Origin of the sequence: Hydrogenophaga sp. (genome assembly GCF_028698005.1) — a bacterium.
Taxonomy (GTDB): domain Bacteria; phylum Pseudomonadota; class Gammaproteobacteria; order Burkholderiales; family Burkholderiaceae_C; genus Hydrogenophaga.
Window position 1 is genome coordinate 1 of the sequence record NZ_JAQVEJ010000050.1, and the last position, 18,443, is coordinate 18,443.

The 18,443-nt window shown below is 67.8% G+C and carries 21 protein-coding genes; 12 read left to right on the top strand and 9 right to left on the bottom strand.

The genetic code is table 11. From position 1 onward, the window contains the following. The coding region (locus tag PHQ87_RS07225) for a redoxin domain-containing protein (RefSeq protein ID WP_300232562.1) at positions 1-403 on the bottom strand (403 nt) is incomplete at its 3' end. A 398-nt stretch (positions 404-801) separates the two neighbouring features. Here PHQ87_RS07225 and PHQ87_RS07230 point away from each other — a divergent pair. From PHQ87_RS07230 to PHQ87_RS07245, 4 genes are read left to right on the top strand one after another with little or no spacing between them, the layout of a single operon-like run. Next, positions 802-1,458, top strand: coding sequence for an energy transducer TonB (locus PHQ87_RS07230; protein ID WP_300232604.1), 657 nt, complete (start codon positions 802-804; stop codon positions 1,456-1,458). Between the two features lie 57 nt (positions 1,459-1,515). Next, positions 1,516-2,250, top strand: coding sequence for a MotA/TolQ/ExbB proton channel family protein (locus tag PHQ87_RS07235; protein ID WP_300232565.1), 735 nt, complete (start codon positions 1,516-1,518; stop codon positions 2,248-2,250). A gap of 11 nt (positions 2,251-2,261) precedes the next feature. Continuing rightward, positions 2,262-2,675: a biopolymer transporter ExbD gene (locus PHQ87_RS07240; protein ID WP_300232566.1), complete on the top strand. Its 414-nt coding sequence runs from the start codon at positions 2,262-2,264 to the stop codon at positions 2,673-2,675. Between the two features lie 29 nt (positions 2,676-2,704). Further along, positions 2,705-2,911, top strand: a complete 207-nt coding sequence (locus tag PHQ87_RS07245) for a hemin uptake protein HemP (RefSeq protein WP_300232568.1) — start codon at positions 2,705-2,707, stop codon at positions 2,909-2,911. Between the two features lie 7 nt (positions 2,912-2,918). Here PHQ87_RS07245 and PHQ87_RS07250 read toward each other — a convergent pair whose 3' ends face one another. Then, a complete protein-coding gene (locus PHQ87_RS07250) occupies positions 2,919-3,326 on the bottom strand; it encodes a heme-binding protein (protein ID WP_300232570.1) in 408 nt (135 codons plus the stop codon). A 169-nt stretch (positions 3,327-3,495) separates the two neighbouring features. On the opposite strand from PHQ87_RS07250, the gene PHQ87_RS07255 reads away from it, so the two are divergent. Continuing rightward, positions 3,496-4,188: a Bax inhibitor-1 family protein gene (locus PHQ87_RS07255; protein WP_300232572.1), complete on the top strand. Its 693-nt coding sequence runs from the start codon at positions 3,496-3,498 to the stop codon at positions 4,186-4,188. Between the two features lie 129 nt (positions 4,189-4,317). Here PHQ87_RS07255 and rlmD read toward each other — a convergent pair whose 3' ends face one another. Both rlmD and PHQ87_RS07265 read right to left on the bottom strand, forming a co-directional pair. Further along, positions 4,318-5,766, bottom strand: coding sequence for a 23S rRNA (uracil(1939)-C(5))-methyltransferase RlmD (gene rlmD / locus PHQ87_RS07260; protein ID WP_300232574.1), 1,449 nt, complete (start codon positions 5,764-5,766; stop codon positions 4,318-4,320). A gap of 42 nt (positions 5,767-5,808) precedes the next feature. Continuing rightward, positions 5,809-6,684, bottom strand: coding sequence for an alpha/beta hydrolase (locus PHQ87_RS07265; RefSeq protein ID WP_300232577.1), 876 nt, complete (start codon positions 6,682-6,684; stop codon positions 5,809-5,811). A 116-nt stretch (positions 6,685-6,800) separates the two neighbouring features. On the opposite strand from PHQ87_RS07265, the gene PHQ87_RS07270 reads away from it, so the two are divergent. Then, positions 6,801-7,727 carry a LysR family transcriptional regulator gene (locus tag PHQ87_RS07270; RefSeq protein ID WP_300232579.1) on the top strand — a complete coding sequence of 309 codons (927 nt, stop codon included), beginning with the start codon at positions 6,801-6,803 and terminating at the stop codon, positions 7,725-7,727. 9 nt (positions 7,728-7,736) lie between these two features. Here PHQ87_RS07270 and PHQ87_RS07275 read toward each other — a convergent pair whose 3' ends face one another. The 4 genes from PHQ87_RS07275 to surE form a co-directional block, all read right to left on the bottom strand. Beyond that, positions 7,737-8,522, bottom strand: a complete 786-nt coding sequence (locus tag PHQ87_RS07275; protein ID WP_300232581.1) for a 3'-5' exonuclease — start codon at positions 8,520-8,522, stop codon at positions 7,737-7,739. Positions 8,523-8,564: 42 nt separating this feature from the next. Then, a complete protein-coding gene (locus tag PHQ87_RS07280; protein ID WP_300232583.1) occupies positions 8,565-9,527 on the bottom strand; it encodes a peptidoglycan DD-metalloendopeptidase family protein in 963 nt (320 codons plus the stop codon). 92 nt (positions 9,528-9,619) lie between these two features. Continuing rightward, a complete protein-coding gene (locus PHQ87_RS07285; RefSeq protein ID WP_320387910.1) occupies positions 9,620-10,408 on the bottom strand; it encodes a protein-L-isoaspartate(D-aspartate) O-methyltransferase in 789 nt (262 codons plus the stop codon). Continuing rightward, on the bottom strand, positions 10,405-11,184 hold the full coding sequence (surE, locus tag PHQ87_RS07290) for a 5'/3'-nucleotidase SurE (RefSeq protein WP_300232586.1): 780 nt from the start codon (positions 11,182-11,184) through the stop codon (positions 10,405-10,407). The genes PHQ87_RS07285 and surE overlap by 4 nt, the downstream gene beginning before the upstream one ends. Positions 11,185-11,325: 141 nt before the next feature. Here surE and PHQ87_RS07295 point away from each other — a divergent pair, with 141 nt between their 5' ends. Then, entirely contained in the window at positions 11,326-12,315 is a 990-nt protein-coding gene (locus tag PHQ87_RS07295; RefSeq protein WP_300232587.1) for an NADPH:quinone oxidoreductase family protein, read from the top strand. A gap of 4 nt (positions 12,316-12,319) precedes the next feature. Here the strand turns inward: PHQ87_RS07295 and PHQ87_RS07300 are convergent, their stop codons facing one another. Next, positions 12,320-13,210, bottom strand: coding sequence for a LysR family transcriptional regulator (locus tag PHQ87_RS07300; RefSeq protein ID WP_300232590.1), 891 nt, complete (start codon positions 13,208-13,210; stop codon positions 12,320-12,322). A 139-nt stretch (positions 13,211-13,349) separates the two neighbouring features. Here PHQ87_RS07300 and PHQ87_RS07305 point away from each other — a divergent pair, with 139 nt between their 5' ends. The 5 genes from PHQ87_RS07305 to PHQ87_RS07325 form a co-directional block, all read left to right on the top strand. Beyond that, a complete protein-coding gene (locus PHQ87_RS07305) occupies positions 13,350-14,870 on the top strand; it encodes a CoA-acylating methylmalonate-semialdehyde dehydrogenase (RefSeq protein ID WP_300232593.1) in 1,521 nt (506 codons plus the stop codon). Continuing rightward, positions 14,867-16,027, top strand: a complete 1,161-nt coding sequence (locus PHQ87_RS07310) for an acyl-CoA dehydrogenase family protein (RefSeq protein WP_300232595.1) — start codon at positions 14,867-14,869, stop codon at positions 16,025-16,027. Before PHQ87_RS07305 ends, PHQ87_RS07310 begins: the two co-directional genes overlap by 4 nt. Then, positions 16,024-16,821: an enoyl-CoA hydratase gene (locus tag PHQ87_RS07315; RefSeq protein ID WP_300232598.1), complete on the top strand. Its 798-nt coding sequence runs from the start codon at positions 16,024-16,026 to the stop codon at positions 16,819-16,821. The genes PHQ87_RS07310 and PHQ87_RS07315 overlap by 4 nt, the downstream gene beginning before the upstream one ends. Next, the gene (locus PHQ87_RS07320; protein ID WP_300232600.1) at positions 16,822-17,949 is read left to right on the top strand and encodes an enoyl-CoA hydratase/isomerase family protein; all 1,128 of its coding nucleotides are present in this window, start codon (positions 16,822-16,824) and stop codon (positions 17,947-17,949) included. It begins immediately after the preceding gene. A 48-nt stretch (positions 17,950-17,997) separates the two neighbouring features. Next, positions 17,998-18,443 (top strand): NAD(P)-binding domain-containing protein (locus PHQ87_RS07325; protein WP_300232602.1); only part of this gene is annotated, 446 nt, incomplete at its 3' end.

The following is an 18,443-nucleotide window of genomic DNA, read 5'->3' on the forward strand; positions in this document are numbered from 1 at the left end:
TCACGCCTTCGGGGTTGATCACGAACGTGCCGCGCAGCGCCAGACCTTCTTCAGCGATGTGCACGCCGAAGGCGTTGGTCAGCTGGTGCGTGGGGTCGCCCACCAGGGGGAACTTGGCCTTGCCGACAGCAGCGGAGGTTTCGTGCCACACCTTGTGCGAGAAGTGGGTGTCGGTGGTCACGATGTAGACCTCGGCACCGGCCTTCTGGAACTCGGCGTAGTTCTCGGCGGCGTCTTCGATCTCGGTCGGGCAGTTGAAGGTGAAGGCTGCCGGCATGAAGATCAGGACCGACCACTTGCCCTTGAGCGATTCCTCGGTGACTTCGATGAACTCGCCCTTGCCGTCGCGGTTGACGAAGGCGGTGGTCTTGAACGGCTGGACTTGGGTGTTGATCAGGGACATGCTCTCTCCTAGAGTTGCGTTGATGGGGAAACGATGACGGCGCATTGGGTGCGCTGTCATAGGGTATATCATAGTTCATATCTATGATTTTTTTGTATTGATAGATTCTATCTGGTTCATAGCTTTTCACCACCGCGACCGGCATTTTTTCGACACAAACTGCAAATGCGAAGAATTCGCATTTATAATCTGTGCATCTTGTTCAGCGCGTATTGCGCACTCCGCCATGGCCCTCACGCTTTCCATACTCGGTGGCAGCCTTGTCCTGATCGTTGCCGCTGCGCTGTGGGCGTTGCGCCGCTGATGGCATCATCTCTTAGACCATGAACGACTCCGCCGCTGCTCTTGCTCGCCCTGCCCTGGGTGCACAGCGTCGGTCTGCCCCCGACAGTTCCCACGTGCACCGCCGCCTGCTCATCATTGCCGCCGTGATCGGATTTCACGTCCTAGCCTTATGGGCATTGCAAAGCGGGCTGCTGCGGCGTGCCGTGGAAATGGTGATCCCCGTGGAGGTCATGGTCGAGCTGATCGAGCCACCCCGGCAGGAAGCCCCGCCAGCGCCGCCACCGCCGGAACCCAAACCGCAAGTCCGGCCACAGCCCAAACCGCAGCCCCGGCCGGTTGCGAGGAAGCCGGAGCCCACGCCCTTGCCGGTGGCCGAGGCCGACCCGACACCCTCGGACAACGCGCCGGCCGTTCCGGTCGCGCCAGCGGAACCGGTACCACCGGCCCCGCCCGCGCCCCCGGCTCCACCCGCGCCGGCAGCGCCAGTGGTGGAGATGCCGTCCAGCTCGGCAGGTTATCTGCGCAACCCGGCGCCGGTCTACCCCTCGCTGTCGCGCCGTCTGGGCGAGCAGGGCCGCGTCACCCTGCGCGTGCTGGTGCAGGCCGACGGCACACCGGGCGACATTCAGGTCGCCACCTCCAGCGGTTTTAAACGGCTGGACAAGGCCGCCGTCGATGCGGTGCGCCGCTGGCGCTTCGTGCCCGGCAAACGTGCCGGCGTTCCCGAAGCGATGTGGTACCTCGTACCGATCAACTGGGTACTCGACTGATCCCCCGGCGACGGCCCGCCGATTTCCATTCCAAGCAACCTCCGGACAACAATTCCCATGGATTCGAACTTTGCCTCCTCCGGTCTGGTCCACGTGTGGACCCAGGGCGATGCCGTGACCCGAACGGTCGCGATCGTCCTGCTCATCATGTCGCTCAGCACCTGGATCATCATCCTGTGGAAGCTGCTGGACCTGCGCGCGCACCGCAAGCAGGCGGCCGGGGTGGAAGGCTTCTGGCACAGCGCCGACTTCGCCGAGGGCCTGGACAAGCTGGGCCCGGCCGATGGCAATCCGTTTCGCGCACTGGCCACAGAGGGGCGCGAGGCCGCGCGCCACATCTTGCACCAGGACGGCCGCCATGCCCCGCAGCTGCACGACAACCTGGACCTGAGCGACTGGGTCGAGCGCAGCCTGCGCCACAGCCTGGACGACCACACCGCCCGCTCGCAAAGCGGTCTGACCGTGCTGGCTTCGGTGGCCTCCACGGCGCCCTTTGTCGGCCTGTTCGGGACCGTCTGGGGCATCTACCATGCCCTGCTGGGCATCGGTGCCTCCGGCCAGGTCAGCATCGACAAAGTGGCCGGCCCGATCGGCGAGGCCCTGATCATGACCGCCCTGGGTCTGCTGGTGGCCATCCCGGCCGTGCTGGGCTACAACGCCCTGGTCCGTGCCAACAAGGCCATCACCCACAAACTCAACCGCTTTGCACACGACATGCATGCCTACTTCGTCACCGGCGCCCGCGTGACGGCCGTTGGTGACGTCAAGGTCCTGCCGATGAAGAAGGCCTGAGGAGCAAGACCATGGCGATCGGAACCCAGGAGGACAGCGAGGCGATGATGAGCGAGATCAACATGATCCCGTTCATCGATGTGATGCTGGTGCTGCTGATCATCTTCATCATCACCGTGCCCGTCATCAAGCACGCCGTCAACATCGACCTGCCGCGTGCCAGCAACGAGAAGGTGCTCGACAAGCCCGAGAACGTCCGCCTGTCGGTGGCCGCGGACGGCGCGTATTACTGGAATGACGCACCGGTCGAGGATGCCGACTTCGAGCAGCATCTGCTTGACACCGCTGCCCAGGAGCCACAACCCGAGCTGCACATCCGCGGCGACAAGGCGGTGCGCTACGAACGCGTGGCCCAGGCCATGGCGGCCGCCCAGCGCGCAGGCATCAGGAAGATCGGGTTCATCACCGAACCGGACTCACCATAAACCCGGCCAGAGCCACCAGGAGCATCGCCATGTCCGATTCCATGACACAGGCCGCTGCGCACCTTGCGCAGGGCAACGCGGCCGCGACGCGCCGGCCCGACCCCGCCGGTCAGCATCCGATGAGGGTGCGCAGCGGCGACCTGCTGCAGGGCCGGAACGCGATCATCATCGAACACAACGGTGCGGCCTACCGCCTGCAGACCACCCGCCAGGGCAAGCTCATCCTGACGAAATGAGGGCTTTTCAGCCACCGAGCGCCGCAATGCCCGCTCGAGCGATCTGCGCATCCTCGTTCGACTTGACGCCGCTGACACCCACGGCCCCCAGGCACTGACCCTCGCGCAGGATGGGCACACCGCCTTCGAGCATGCCCTCGATCAGCGGCGCGCTCAGGAACGATACCCGGCCCTGGTTGATCATGTCTTCGTAGATCTTGCTTTCACGCACACCCAGCGCCGCCGTGTGCGCCTTGGCCGTGGCGATGCGCGCCGAGACCGGCACCGCCCCATCGAGCCGTTGCAGCCATACCAGGTGACCACCGTCGTCGACGATGGCGATGCACACCGGCCACTGGTTCTTCAGCGCCTCGGCCTCGGCCGCCGCCGCGATGGCCTTCAGATCGGTCAATTCAAGGACAGGTTTGCTCTTCATGAACTTTTTACCGGTGTCGGTATTCCATATAGTATGGTGTGCGGCACATCAGGGTAGCGCCCATGGCGACCATACCGCAGAAATTGCGTGGATGAACGTCACAACAGTCTGACCCTGCCCCGCAAACCCGGCCTTCCCATTCCGGCTCAACCCGACGGAGAACATCGAGATGAACCAGCCTCATTCCCTGCCCACATACGGCCGCAGCTCATCCGCGCTGTCCGCCACACGCAACAAGGTGATGCGCAACACCTACTGGTTGCTGGCACTGTCTTTGCTGCCCACCGCCCTCGGGGCCTGGGTGGGCCTGCGCACCGGTATCGCCATGGGTCTGACCGGCGGGATCGGGCTGGTGGTGTTCCTGGGCGGCGCCTTCGCCTTCATGTTCGCCATCGAGAAGACCAAGCACTCCGCCACGGGCGTGGCCGTGCTGCTGGCGTTCACCTTCTTCATGGGCCTGATGCTCTCGCGCATCCTGGGCATGGTGCTGGGCCTCAAGAATGGCTCCGACCTCGTCATGACGGCCTTCGGCGGCACCGCCGGCGTATTCCTGGTCATGGCCAACCTGTCCACCATCATCAAGCGCGATCTCTCGGGCATGGGCAAATGGCTGTTCGCCGGTGCCCTGGCCATCCTGATCGGTGGCGTCATCAACGTGTTCGTCGGCAGCCCGGCGGCCTTCGCCGCCATCGCCACGCTGGCCATCCTGGTGTTCAGCCTCTACCTGCTGTATGACCTCAAACGCATCGTAGATGGTGGCGAAACCAACTACATTGCGGCCACGCTGGGCCTGTACCTGAGCCTGTACAACATCTTCCAGAGCCTGCTGGCCCTGCTGGGCATCTTCGGCGGCGAGGACTGAACAACATCGCGCCGGCGACACCGGTCGCGACGCGATGAACCTGAAAAAAGGGAGCCCGCGGGCTCCCTTTTCCGTTGCCGGCCCGGGGCAAGCGCCACGCGCCTGCCTCCGCAGCCTGGGTCCGGCTGGTCAGGCGGCGCGCTCGAACACCGCGATGCTTTCCACATGTGCGGTGTGCGGAAACATGTTGACCACGCCGGCCGCCACGCAGCGGTAACCCGCCTGGTGCACCAGCAGGCCGGCATCGCGCGCCAGCGTGGCCGGGTTGCAACTGACATAGACGATGCGCCGTGGCGGCACCCAGGCTTCGCCACCGGTGGGCAGCGGTGGTGCTCCTTCGGCACCCAGACGCGACTGGTGCAGGTCGGCCAGCGCCTTGACCAGCGCGAAGGCGCCCTCGCGCGGTGGATCGACCAGCCAGCGGTCGGCCACGCCGTCGGCCACGAGAAGTTCCGGGGTCATCTCGAACAGGTTGCGCGCGACGAACTGGGTCGGCGCGAGGCGGCCACCCTGGCGCTGCTGGTTGTACTGCAGGTTCTGGCGCGAGCGTGCCACCAGCGCCTCGCTGCCCTCGATGCCCAGCACCTCGCCGGCCATGGTGGCGATGGGGAGCGTGAAGTTGCCCAGGCCGCAGAACCAGTCGATCACGCGCTCATTGGGGCGTGCCTCCAGCAGACGCAGCGCGCGCGCCACCAGCACGCGGTTGATGTGCGGATTGACCTGCGTGAAATCGGTCGGTTTGAACGGCATCATGATACCGAATTCGGGCAGGCGGTACGCCAGCTGAGGCCCTCCTTCGTCAAGCAGGTGAACCGTGTCCGGCCCCTTGGGCTGCAGCCACCATTGCACGCCATGCTGCTGGGCGAAGCCGCGCAGGCGCGCCTGGTCGTCCTCGCTCAGCGGCTCCAGATGGCGCAGCACCAGCGCCGTGACCTCGTCACCGGCAGCCAGCTCGATCTGGGGACAGGTTTCGCGCGCGTCCATGCTGAAGATCAGCGCCCGCAGCGGCACCAGCAAGGCACTCACGTGCGGCGGCAGCACATGGCAGACCGCCATGTCGGCCACATAGCGGCTCTTGCGTTCGTGAAAGCCGATCAGCACTTCGCCTTTCTTGTGCACATGACGCACCGACAGGCGCGCCCGGTAACGGTAGCCCCAGGTCGGCCCCTCGATCGGGCGCAGCAGCGTCTCGGCCTTGACCTTGGCCAGATGCCAGAGGTTGTCCTCCAGCACCCGCTGCTTGACGGCCACCTGGGCCGCCGGATGCAGGTGCTGCATCTTGCAGCCGCCACAGGCGCCGGCGTGCAGCCCGAAATGCGGGCAGCCGGGGCGCACGCGCTGGGGCGACTCGCGGTGGATGTCGGTGACGGTGGCGGCCTCCCAGTTGTTTTTGCGGCGGTGGACCTGGGCGCTGACGATTTCGAACGGCAGCGCGCCTTCGACGAACACCACCTTGCCATCGGGCCGGTGAGCAATGCCCTGGGCCTCGATGTCCAGCGATTCGATGGCCAGCCAGCCTTCGGGCAGACTGGCTGACGGGGATGCGGCAAGGTCTTGCGTGGAATTGTCTTGACTCATGCCCCGATTGTCTCAGGCCTCATCGCTACCCACCGGTGCGCCTCATTCGAGCTTGAGGACATCGCGCAGAAAGCCGGCGGTGGCGTGGCGCGCTGGCGGCAGGTTCAGCAGCGTGTGCGGCGCGCCGGGAATCAGCACGATGCTGGCATTCTTGTGATCGCGCAGCGCATCCCCGCAATGGCCCTTGGCCGCCGGGTTGCCCAGCCAGGCATTGGTGGGTGAGAAATACACATCGGTGCTGCTCATGACGTTGAGCACCGGCTGCCCGGGCGGCAACACGCTGCGGTGCGCCTGCACGAAGTAGTTGTCCTCGCAGCTCCACGAATAGATGATGCGTCCGGCGAAGCCGGTGCCGTCGTGGCGGGCCACGGCCGCCGCCCCCTCGCTGGTGCCGGCAAGCACCAAGCGCGACGTGTCGGCCCAGGGCTGCTGGCGCAGCGCCTGCAGCGCCAGTGCCACCTCGGACAGGCGCAGCGCGTGCACCTGCTCATAGACCGCCTTGCTCACCGGCGATTTGTAGGTGATGCGATCGGGCAGCGCAAACGAGTCGGGCGCCACGCTGGCCACCCCCAGACCAGCCAGCCAGCGCTGCCATTCGCCGATGGCCTTGAGCCCCAGCCCCGAAGAGCCGTGCAGGAACACCACCACCGGCACCGGCGCGCCACCGGTTCGCGGCGCATCGCGCAGCGGGCCCGCGTAGATGCCCGTGCCCGTGGCACGGGCCGGCAACACCAGGGCGGCGTTGTCCATCACGCCGCGCGCCGAGGCCGCCGTGTGCGTGACGGCCGTTCCCTTGACCTCGCCGGCCGGCACGGCCACCGATGTCGGTGGCGCCGGCAGACTCCCGCAGGCCACCAGTGACCCCGCGGCCGCCACAGCGGTGCTCCAGGATTTCAGGACAGTGGTGAAGTGCTTCATGTGCCGCTCTCTCATGAGGATTTCGGGTGGATGGAAGGTGGAAGAAGCGACCCAATGTAGGCCTCACGAATGAAAACGTCCAATGCATTGATGGGTTTTATTCATAATCAGATGCTATGAATTGGACGCAGCGGCAGTTGAAGATGTTCGTGACCACGGCGGCGCTGGGCCATGTGACGCGCGCCAGCGAGGCGCTGCACATCAGCCAGCCCGCGCTCACGCGCGCGCTCAAGGAATTCGAGGCGCAGTTGGGCACCGTGCTGTTCGAACGCACCACCCGGCGCCTGGCGCTGACGCACGAGGGCCGGCAACTGCTGCCGCTGGCCCAGCGCCTGCTGCGCGACATGGACACCGCCCTGGATACGCTGCGCGGCCCAAGCGGCCAGGTGCATGGCAGCGTGACCCTGGCGGTGGGCACCGCCTTCGGCTGCACCGTGCTGCCCCGGGCCGTGGAGCGGCTGATGCGCACGCATCCGGGCTTGCGCCTGCGTGTGCTGGACGACAACAGCGCCGGCATCACCGCGCGCGTGCAGCGGTCCGAGGCCGATCTGGGCATCGGCACGCCGGTCGGCGACACGTCGGCGCTGACGTGCGAGCGGCTGTTGAGCGCACCCATCGGCCTGCTCGGCCAGGCCGGACGCTTCGGCCTGCGCCGCAGTGCCTCACACGCCGATCTGGCCCGCCTGCCCCTGCTCAAGGAGCCGGCGGACACCAGCATCGTGCATACGCTGTCGCTGCACGGATCCGACCTGGTCGCGCTGATGGCGGGCGGAGTGGAGGTCAGCAACCTCGCCCTGCAACTGTCCATGGCCCAGGCCGGCGTGGGGGTGGCCGTGCTGTCGGCTCTGGGGGCCTCGCACCCGCAGGCCAGCGGGCTGACGTTTGTCCCGCTGCGCCCGCGCGTGGCGCGCGAGGTGTTCCTGATGCACCGGCGTGATCAGCCGCCCAGCCCCGCCGCACGGGCGCTCGCGCAGGCACTGCGGGAATGCCTGCGCACGGTCTCCGGCCTGCATCCCGGCGTCAGCATCCACACGGCCGGATGAAGCCGGTTGTCAGCGCCAGGCCTTCAGGTACTCGTCCCAGTGCGGCTCGCTGTGGGCGAGATCGCCCAGCGTCGCCCTGACGAAGTCGATCTCCTGTGCGTACTCGGCCTCGGTGAAGCCACCGCGCATCTTCTGGAACCGGCAGTACATGAGGTAGGTGTTCAGGACATCGGTCTCGCAGTAGCGCCGGATGTCCTCCAGACCGCCCTGCAGGTACTGGGCGTACACCTGCGAGCCATCCATGCCCAGCTTGCCCGGGAAGCCACACAGTTTGGCCAGCGCGTCGAGCGGCGCGTTGTTCTTCGGCGAATACAGGGCCAGCAGATCCATCAGGTCGAGATGGCGCAGGTGGTAGCGGCCGATGTAGTGGTTCCACTTGAACTCGCGGTCGTCCTCGCCCATGTCCCAGTACTTGCTGGCCTCCACGCCGTGGCACAGGCCACGGTAGTGCAGCACGGGCAGATCGAAGCCGCCGCCATTCCAGCTCACCAGTTGCGGCGTGTGCTTCTCGATGATGTGGAAGAAGGTCTGGATCACCTTGCCTTCGCTGCGGCCATCCCGATCGACCAGGGAATGCACCCGGAGCCCTTCGGCATTGCGGAACACGCAACTGATGACCAGCACGCGCTGCAGGTGCAGCGGCGCAAAATCACCCTTGCCCTCGGACTGACGCCCGGCCAGCCAGGCCTGGTAGACCTGCTCGTCGCGCCAATCGGCCGGATCATCACGCAGCCGGCGCATCCCCGCCACGTCGGGGATCGACTCGATGTCGAAAACCAGTACCGGCCACGCCATCGCGCGTCTCCCCTTCAGAGCGGTCAAGTCATGCCGTCGCGCTCAACGCCTGGGCAGGTAGTTCAGGGGATCCACCGGCTTGCCCTGACGCCGCACCTCGAAGTGCAGTTTGACGCGATCGGTGTCGCTGCTGCCCATCTCGGCAATGCGCTGGCCCTGACGCACCTGCTGGTCCTCGCGCACCAGCAGCGCCTGGTTGTGGGCGTAGGCCGTCAGAAACGTGTTGTTGTGCTTGAGGATGATGAGGTTGCCGTAGCCACGCAGGCCGGCCCCCGCGTAGACGACGCGGCCGTCGGCGGCCGCCAGGACGGGGTCACCCAGCTTGCCGGCGATGGACACGCCCTTGTTGCGGGCTTCGTCGAAGCTGGCGATGACCGAGCCCTGTGCCGGCCAGACGAAGGCGACCTCGTCGGCACCGGCGGATTCGGGCACCGACGCTGTCGCCGGTGCTGCCGGTGCGGCGCCATTGGCGGCAGACGCAGGCGGCGCCGCGACACCGGCCTGCCCCAGGGGACGGCCCACCACCGCGCTGCCGGGCAGCGGCGCGGCCACCGGCGCCGTGGCGACCGATGCCGGTGGTGCCACGCGCAGCACCTGGCCGACCTCGATCAGGTTCGGGTTGGCCATGTTGTTCCAGGTCTGCAGGTCGCGCGGCGCCTGACCGTGTTCCAGCGCGATGCGGTACAGCGTGTCACCGGGTTTGACGGTGTAGTAACCCGGCTTGCCGGCGTTCTCGGCGCCCGGCAGCGCTTTGCCCGCCTCTGGTGCGGCAGCACCCGCGCGGTCTTCGACCGGCGCCGGCTGGGCCACGCGCCGCGTGGAACACCCGGCGGTCAGCACCAGCCCGACCGTCAGGACCAGCAGGCCCGCACGTTGCCAGGCAGCCAACCCAGGCCGGCGCCCGCCCCGGCTGGACTCCAGTGCGGTACGAGGGTGGCATAGCGGCGTCCATTGCCGCCCGGTCATCGGCAGGTCCTGCGGCAGAAACTGTGCGCAGTGGTTCATGGCAGACATCTCCCGTGGAGTCGTTGACGCAAAGCGTCACCGACAATGACATTCAAGCTAAGCAGCCGGCACACGGACACGCCGCACACCGGTCAGGAAATACCTGATTTTAGAGGCACGAACAACACGGGTTCGAGAACCTTCTGCACAACCCCGGTACGGGTCTTGTCCAGCACCACCAGCCGCTGGCCGCCTGCACCGAACTGGGCGGGCGCCACCAGCCGCCCGCCCACTGCCAGTTGGTCGACCCAGGCCTGCGGGATGGCCTCGCCACCGGCCGCAGCAATGATGGCGGCATAGGGCGCGCCTTGTGGATAGCCCAGCATGCCGTCGCCAAACAACAGGTGGACATTGGGCAGGCGGAAGTGGCGCAGATTGGCCCGCGCGCGCTCATGCAAGCCCCGCAGCCGCTCCATGGTGTAGACCTCGCGCGCCAGGTGGCTGAGCACGGCCGCCTGGTAGCCCCCGCCGGTCCCGATCTCGAGCACACGCCCCAGGCGCTCGGTATGGCCTTCGCACAGCAGCTCCAGCATACGGGCCACGACGTTGGGTTTGGAGATCGTCTGCCCGAGCCCGATCGGCAGACTGGTGTCCTCGTAGGCCTGGTTGGCCAGCGCGGAATCGACGAAGCGGTGACGCTCGACCGCCCCTATCGCAGCAATAACGGCCGGATGGCTCAAACCCTGTCTCTGGAGCTTGTGCACCATGGCAGCCAGCATGGCCCGGGCCGGCACGGTACCCGCCGAGCCGGCCACCGGCGCGGCCGGCGCCGGCCGCGCCGGTGCGGGCGCCGGGCCGCCACTGGACGGCAGGCGCGCGGGGAACGCCGGCCGCGGCCGGGGGGTGCCGGCCGGCGGTGGCGCGGGCTTCTTGATGCTCACGGCGTGCCGTCTTCGGACAGTTGCTGCGCCAGGGGCACCCAGTACGGCAGGCGCTCATGGTCGGTCAGATCGATCTGCAGCGGGGTGATCGTGACATGGCCCTGCGCAACCGCGTGGAAATCGGTGCCCTCGGCGGCGTCCTTGGCCGGGCCGGCGCCGCCGATCCAGTACATGGTCTCGCCACGCGGGCTTTGCTGCATGATGACCTGCTGGGCCGCATGGCGCCGACCCAGCCGCGCCACCTTGAAGCCCTTGAGTTCGGACGCGGGCCGGTTGGGCACGTTGACATTGAGCAGCCACGGCTCCCCGCGCTCGCTGGCGTCGGCCACCGAAGGCAACAGGCGCTTGACCAGCTCGGCCGCCTTGTCGGCCGCCGCATCCAGGTGAGACCAGCCCCTTTCGGTCTGGGAGAAGGCGATGGCGGGAATGCCGAACAGATAGCCCTCCATGGCCGCGCCCACCGTGCCGGAGTAGATGGTGTCATCACCCATGTTGGCGCCATTGTTGATGCCCGAGACCACCAGGTCGGGCCGGTAGCCGAGCAGACCCGTCAGCGCGATGTGCACGCAGTCGGCCGGGGTGCCATTGACGTAGCGGAAGCCGTTGGAGGCCTCGTGCACGTACAGCGGCGAGTGCAGGGACAGGGCATTGGACTTGGCGCTGTTGTTGTGCTCGGGCGCCACCACCTCGACGTCGGCCAGCGGCCGCAGGGCTTCGTACAGGGCTTCGATGCCCGGAGCCCGGAAGCCGTCGTCGTTGCACAGCAGAATTCTCATGCCGAGGATTGTAGGAGTTGCGCGGGGAGGCGGCTTTCCGTCACGCATGGGACAAGCGCCGCCGCGGTGAAGCTGGCGGGCAGCGCGAGTCTCCCTATCATGGCGCGTGAGACCGCCACCCATCAGAACCGAGGAGACACGATGCAAGCCTGGCTGTGCGAGAACCCCGTGGGCGTCGAGGCCCTGACCTGGCAAGAGCTGCCGCCCCCCGAGCCCAAGGCGGGCGAGGTGCTGGTGGAGATCCAGGCCGCGAGCCTGAACTTCCCGGACCTGCTGATCGTCCAGAACAAGTACCAGATCAAGCCCCCCCTGCCCTTCGTGCCCGGATCCGAATACGCGGGCATCGTGCGCGCCGTGGGCGAAGGCGTCACGCACCTCCAACCCGGGCAGGCGGTGGCCTGCCTCAGCGGCACCGGGGGCTTCGCTACCCACGCGCTGGCGCCAGCGGCGCTGTGCATGCCGCTGCCCGATGGCTTTCCGGCGGTCGATGCGGCCGCCTTCATCATGATCTACGCCACCTCGTGGCACGCGCTGATGGACCGGGCGCAGCTCCAGGCCGGCGAGACGGTGCTGATCCTCGGCGCGGCGGGCGGCGTCGGCACGGCGGCGATCCAACTGGCCAAGGCCGCCGGCGTGCGCGTGATCGCCGCGGCATCGAGCGACGAAAAATGCGCGCTGTGCAAGGCGCAGGGTGCGGACGCGACCATCAACTACAGCGTGCACACGCCGCAATCCGGCCTGCGCGAGGAAATCCGGCGCCTGACCGATGGCAAGGGCCCCGATGTGGTGTACGACCCGGTCGGCGGCGAGTTCGCCGAACCGGTTTTCCGCTCCATCGCCTGGCGCGGGCGCTATCTGGTGGTGGGCTTCGCCAGCGGTCCCATTCCCAGCCTGCCGCTGAATCTGGCGCTGCTCAAGGGTGCCAGCGTCGTGGGCGTGTTCTGGGGCGATTTCGCCAAACGCGAGCCCAAGGCGAACGCCGCCATGATGCAGACGCTGGCCGGCATGTACCTGAAAGGCCAGATCAAGCCGGTGATCGACCAGACCCTGCCGATGCGGGAACTGCCCAAGGCCTACGCCATCATGGGTGCGCGCTCGGTCAAGGGCAAGCTGGTGCTCGTGAACCCGTGATCCTTCAGGCGGGCAGCAGACGTGCCTGCTCGCGCACGCAGACCTCCTTGAGAAAGGCCCACACCGCCTGCATGCGCGCCTGGTGCTTGGCCTCTTCCGGCATGCTCATCCAGAAGGTGCGCGTGAAGCGCGCGCGCTGCGGCAGCACGCGCACCAGCAGTGGATCACCATCGGCCAGGAAGGCCGGCAGCACGGCCAGGCCGGCGCCGGCGCGCACGGCGGCGTACTGGGCCAGGATGCTGGTGCTGCGAAACGCGAAACGCTCGGGCGGTTGCAGTTCATCCAGAAACTGCAACTCGCGGGTGAACAGCAGGTCGTCCACGTAGTTGACGAAGCTGTGGTGGCGCAGGTCGGCCGTGCCGGTCACCAGCGGTCGGCGGGCCAGGTACTCGCGCTGGCCATACAGATGCAGCACATAGTCGGTGAGCCGGGTGACGATCACCGAACCCCGTGTGGGACGCTCCAGCGAAATCACGATGTCGGCCTCGCGCCGGCTCAGGTGCAGCATGCGCGGCAGGGCCAGCAGATCGACCGACAGCGCGGAGTGCTGGCGCGTCAATGCGGCCAGGTGCGGTGCCAGCACCTCGGTGCCGAAGCCTTCCGTGCAGCCCACGCGCACCAGCCCCGAAGGCCCCTCGTCCTCGGGCGGACGCACACGCTCGACGCCGAGAACGGCCGACTCCATGGCCTCGACGGCGGGCAGCAACTGGCGCCCGACCTCGGTCAGGCGGTGGCCACCGGCCTCGCGCGCGAACAGCGGCGCCCCCATCTGCTTTTCCAGCGCCTGCACGCGCCGCGCCACGGTGGTGTGCTCCACCCCGGTGCGGCGCGCGGCCGCGGCCAATGTGCCCGAGCGTGCCAGTTCCAGGAAGTAGCGCAGGTTGTCCCAGTCCATCGCGATCTCCTATGTGCATATTTGCAAAATCAGAATGCATATATGCGTATTGCCATGGCTATTTTGCACATATACGATGGCCGGCATGAGGACTGGCCCGTCCTGGGCCGTCCGGCATCCACCACCGAGGAGACCTGCCATGAACGCACCCCAGGCCAGCACCGTGCTGGCACCCACCGTCCCGCTGCTGATCAACGGCGAGCTGGTCGATTCCAAAACCACGCAATGGCGCAATGTGGTCAACCCGGCCACGCAGGAGGTGCTGGCGCGCGTGCCGCTGGCCACGCCCGAAGAGGTCGAGGCCGCCGTGGCCGCCGCCAAGGAGGCTTTCAAGACCTGGCGCAAGACCCCCATCGGCGCACGGGCGCGCATCTTCCTGAAGTACCAGCAGCTCATCCGTGAAAACATGAAGTCGCTGGCGGCCACGCTGACCGCCGAACAGGGCAAGACCCTGGCCGATGCCGAGGGCGACGTGTTCCGCGGCCTGGAGGTGGTCGAGCACGCCGCCGCCATCGGCAACCTGCAGCTGGGCGAGCTGGCCATGAACGTGGCCGGTGGCGTCGACACCTACACGCGGCTGCAGCCGCTGGGTGTGTGCGCCGGCATCACGCCGTTCAACTTCCCGGCCATGATCCCGCTGTGGATGTTCCCGATGGCCATCGCCTGTGGCAACACCTTCGTGCTCAAGCCCTCGGAGCAGGACCCGATGGTGACCATGGAACTGGTGAAGCTGGCCCTGGAGGCCGGCATTCCCAAGGGCGTGCTCAACGTGGTGCACGGCGCCGCCGAGGTGGTGGATGCGATCTGCGACCACCCCGACATCAAGGCCATCAGCTTCGTGGGTTCGACCAAGGTGGGCACCCATGTGTACAACCGCGCCTCGCTGGCCGGCAAGCGCGTGCAGTGCATGATGGGCGCCAAGAACCACGCCATCGTGCTGCCCGACGCCCACAAGGAGCAGACCCTCAACGCGCTGGTCGGCGCCGCGTTTGGTGCCGCCGGCCAGCGCTGCATGGCCGTCTCGGTGGCTGTGCTGGTCGGCGAGGCGCGCCAATGGGTGCCCGAGCTGGTGGCCAGGGCCAGGACGCTCAAGGTCGGCCCCGGCAAGGAGAACCTCGACCTCGGCCCGCTGATCTCGTGTGCGGCCAAGGAGCGCGTGCAGTCGCTGATCGACCAGGGCGTGGCCGAAGGCGCAACGCTGGAACTGGACGGACGCCATCCGGCGCTGGCCAGCGGTTCGGCCAATGGCAACTTCGTCGGCCCGACCATCTTCTCGGGCGTCAAACCCGGCATGAGCATCTACGAGCAGGAAATCTTCGGGCCGGTGCTGTGCCTGGCCGAAGCCGAGACGCTGGACGAGGCCATCGCCCTCATCAACGCCAACCCGAATGGCAACGGCACGGCCATCTTCACGCAATCGGGCGCGGCGGCCCGCAAGTTCGAGGAAGACATCGACGTCGGCCAGATCGGCATCAACGTGCCGATCCCGGTGCCGGTGCCGATGTTTTCGTTCACGGGCTCACGTGCCTCCAAGCTGGGCGACCTCGGCCCCTATGGCAAGCAGGTGGTGCTGTTCTACACCCAGACCAAGACCGTGACGGCCCGCTGGTTCGAGGATGACGTGTCCTCCGGCGTCAACACGACCATCAGCCTGAAATGAATTTCGAGCTGTCCGAAGACCAGCGTGCCTTCCAGCAGACGGCGCGCGAATTCGCCCTGAACGAACTGGCCCCGCATGCGGCCCGATGGGACGCCGAGGCTCATTTCCCGCGCGAGGTGATCGCGCAGGCCGGGGAGTTGGGGTTCTGCGGCCTGTATGCATCCACCGACCACGACGGGCTGGGCCTGACGCGACTGGACGCCACCGTGGTGTTCGAGGAACTGGCCGCGGCCGATCCCTCGACCACGGCCTTCATCACCATCCACAACATGGCCACGTGGATGGTGACCAGCTTCGCATCGGCCGAGGTGGCCGCGCACTGGGGCCCGCTGCTCACGAGCGGGCGCAAGCTCGCCTCGTACTGCCTGACCGAGCCGGGCGCGGGCTCGGACGCGGCCTCGCTCAAGACCGCGGCGCGGCGCGAGGCCGATCACTACGTGCTCGACGGCAGCAAGGCCTTCATCTCGGGCGCCGGATCGACCGACGTGCTGGTGGTGATGTGCCGCACCGGCGGCCCGGGTGCGGCCGGTATCTCGGCCCTGGTCGTGCCGGCCGACAGCCCCGGCATCCAGTACGGCAAGAAGGAAGAGAAGATGGGCTGGAACAGCCAGCCCACGCGCGTCATCAGCTTCGACGGCGTGCGCGTGCCGGCCACCCATCTGCTGGGCCAGGAGGGCGACGGCTTCAAGATTGCCATGAAGGGGCTGGACGGCGGGCGCATCAACATCGCCACCTGCTCGGTGGGTGCGGCACAGGGCGCGCTGAACGCAGCCCAGCGCTACATGCACGAGCGGCGTCAGTTCGGCAAGACGCTGGCCGAGTTCCAGGCCCTGCAGTTCAAGCTGGCCGACATGGCGACCGAGCTGGTGGCGGCGCGCCAGATGGTGCGGCTGGCAGCCAGCAAGCTCGACGCCGGCCACCCCGACGCCACCACCTACTGCGCCATGGCCAAGCGCCTGGCGACCGACCTCGGCTTCGAGGTGTGCAACCAGGCGCTGCAACTGCACGGCGGCTACGGCTACCTGCGCGAGTTTCCCCTGGAGCGCCTGCTGCGCGACGCGCGCGTGCACCAGATCCTGGAAGGCACGAACGAGATCATGCGCGTGATCATCGCGCGCCGCATGTTGCAGGACAACGCGACGGAGACCATTCGATGAGCGATACCTACACCGGACTGAAACTGGAAAAACGCGGCCACACCGCCGTGGTCACGCTGGACAATCCGCCGGCGCACACCTGGACCGACCAGAGCCTGCCCGCGCTGGCGCGCCTGGTGCGCGACCTGGAAAACGACCGCGACATCTACGCGCTGGTCATCACCGGCGCGGGCGAGAAATTCTTCAGCGCCGGTGCCGATCTCAAGCTGTTCGCCCCCACCGAGAGCGGCACCGACAAGGCCACCGCCGCCACCATGGCGCGCCGCTTCGGCGAGGCCTTCGAGACGCTGGCCGCCTTCCGCGGCGTGAGCATTGCTGCCATCAACGGCTACGCCATGGGCGGCGGCCTGGAGTGCGCACTGGCCTGCGACCTGCGCGTGGCCGAGGAGCACGCCGTGATGGCGCTGCCCGAGGCCAGCGTCGGCCTGCTGCCCTGCGCGGGCGGCACGCAGTGGCTGGCCTGGAACGTGGGCGAATCCTGGGCCAAGCGCATGGTGCTGCTGGGCGAGCGGGTCGATGCCGCCACCGCGCAGCGCATCGGCCTGGTGGACGAGGTGGTCGGCAAGGGTCAGGCGCTGGAGCGGGCCCTGGCGATGGCCGAGAAGGTGGGCCGGCAGAGCCCGAGCGCCGTGCGCGCCTGCAAGCGCCTGATCCAGGGCGCCCGCCACACGCCGCCGCAACAGGTCCTGCCCGCCGAGCGCGAGACCTTCATCGACCTGTTCGACACCGCCGACCGCAGCGAAGGTGTCACCGCCTTCCTCGAAAAGCGTCAACCCGCATGGAAAAATGCCTGAATGACGACCTCTGACCAACCCGTTCTTTTCGACACCATCACCACCGCCAGCGGCCACCGTTTCGGCCGCGCCACGCTCAACGCACCGGCCAGCCTCCATGCGCTGTCGCTGGCCATGGTGGATCTGCTCGACCCGCAACTGAAGGCCTGGGCCGACGACCCGCAGGTGGCCGGCGTGATCCTGGACGCCACGGGCGACAAGGCCTTCTGCGCCGGTGGCGACGTGGTCGGCCTGTGCCACGCCATCCGCGCCCTGCCCGCCGGCGAGGTGCCGCCCATCGCGCACGACTTCTTCGAGCGCGAGTACCGGCTCGATCACCGCATCCACACCTACCCCAAGCCCTTCGTCTGCTGGGGCCACGGCTTTGTCATGGGCGGCGGTATCGGCCTGATGGCCGGCGCCTCGCACCGTGTGGCCACGCCCCGCACGCGCATGGCCATGCCCGAGATCAACATCGGCCTGTACCCGGACGTCGGCGGTAGCTGGATTCTCTCGCGCCTGCCCGGCAAGACCGGTGCTTTCCTGGCGCTGACCGGTGCGCACCTGAACGCGGCCGACGCCCTGTTCGCCGGACTGGCCGATTTCGCCGTGCCTCACGAGCGCCATGCCGACCTGCTGCAGGGCATCGCGGCCGCCTCGTGGGCCGGCGAGCGCGAGGCCGATGACGCGCAACTGAGCCATCTGCTGGAGCGGCTGGGCCAGGGTGTGGCGTTGCCCGCCTCGCCCCTGCGCACGCATTTCGATCGCATCAACGCCGTGATCGGACACGACCGCTTGAGCGACATGGCGCCCCGGCTGGCCGCCCTGGCCAGCGACAGCGACCCCTGGCTGGCACAGGCCGGCGCCACCTTCACCAAGGGTTCACCCACGTCGGCCGCGCTGAGCCTGGAAATGCTGCGCCGCGCGCGCCTGCTGTCGCTGGCCGACACCTTCCGGCTGGAGTTGCAGGCCTCGGTCGGCTGCTGCGCCCACCCGGACTTCGCCGAAGGGGTACGGGCCCTGCTGGTGGACAAGGACAAGAACCCGCGCTGGCAGCCGGCCACGCTGGCCGAGGTGACGCACGAATGGATCGCCGACCACCTGCGACCGCGCTTCACCGGCCCGCATCCGCTGGCCGACCTGACGTAGTCCGTTCGACCCGGCCCACGATTTCACATACACACCAAGGAGACAAGCATGAGCAACAGCAACACCCGCGTCGCGTTCATCGGCCTGGGCAACATGGGCGGTCCCATGGCCGTCAACCTGCACAAGGCCGGCTATGCCGTCAGCGCCTTCGACCTCAGCACCGACGCACTGGCCAAGGCGCGCGAGGCCGGCGTGGGCACGGCCGATTCGGCCCGCGCGGCGGCCGAGGGCGCGCAGGTGGTGGTCTCCATGCTGCCCGCCAGCAAGCACGTCGAAAGCCTGTACCTGGGCGACGACGGCCTGCTGGCGCACCTGGCGGCCGGCACGCTCGTGATCGACTGCTCGACCATCGCACCGGCGTCGGCGCAGAAGGTGAACGCCGCCGCGCAGGCGCGCGGTCTGGCCATGATCGATGCCCCCGTTTCCGGTGGTGTGGCCGGCGCCGCGGCCGGCACGCTGACCTTCATCGTCGGCGGCGAGGCCGACGCGCTGGA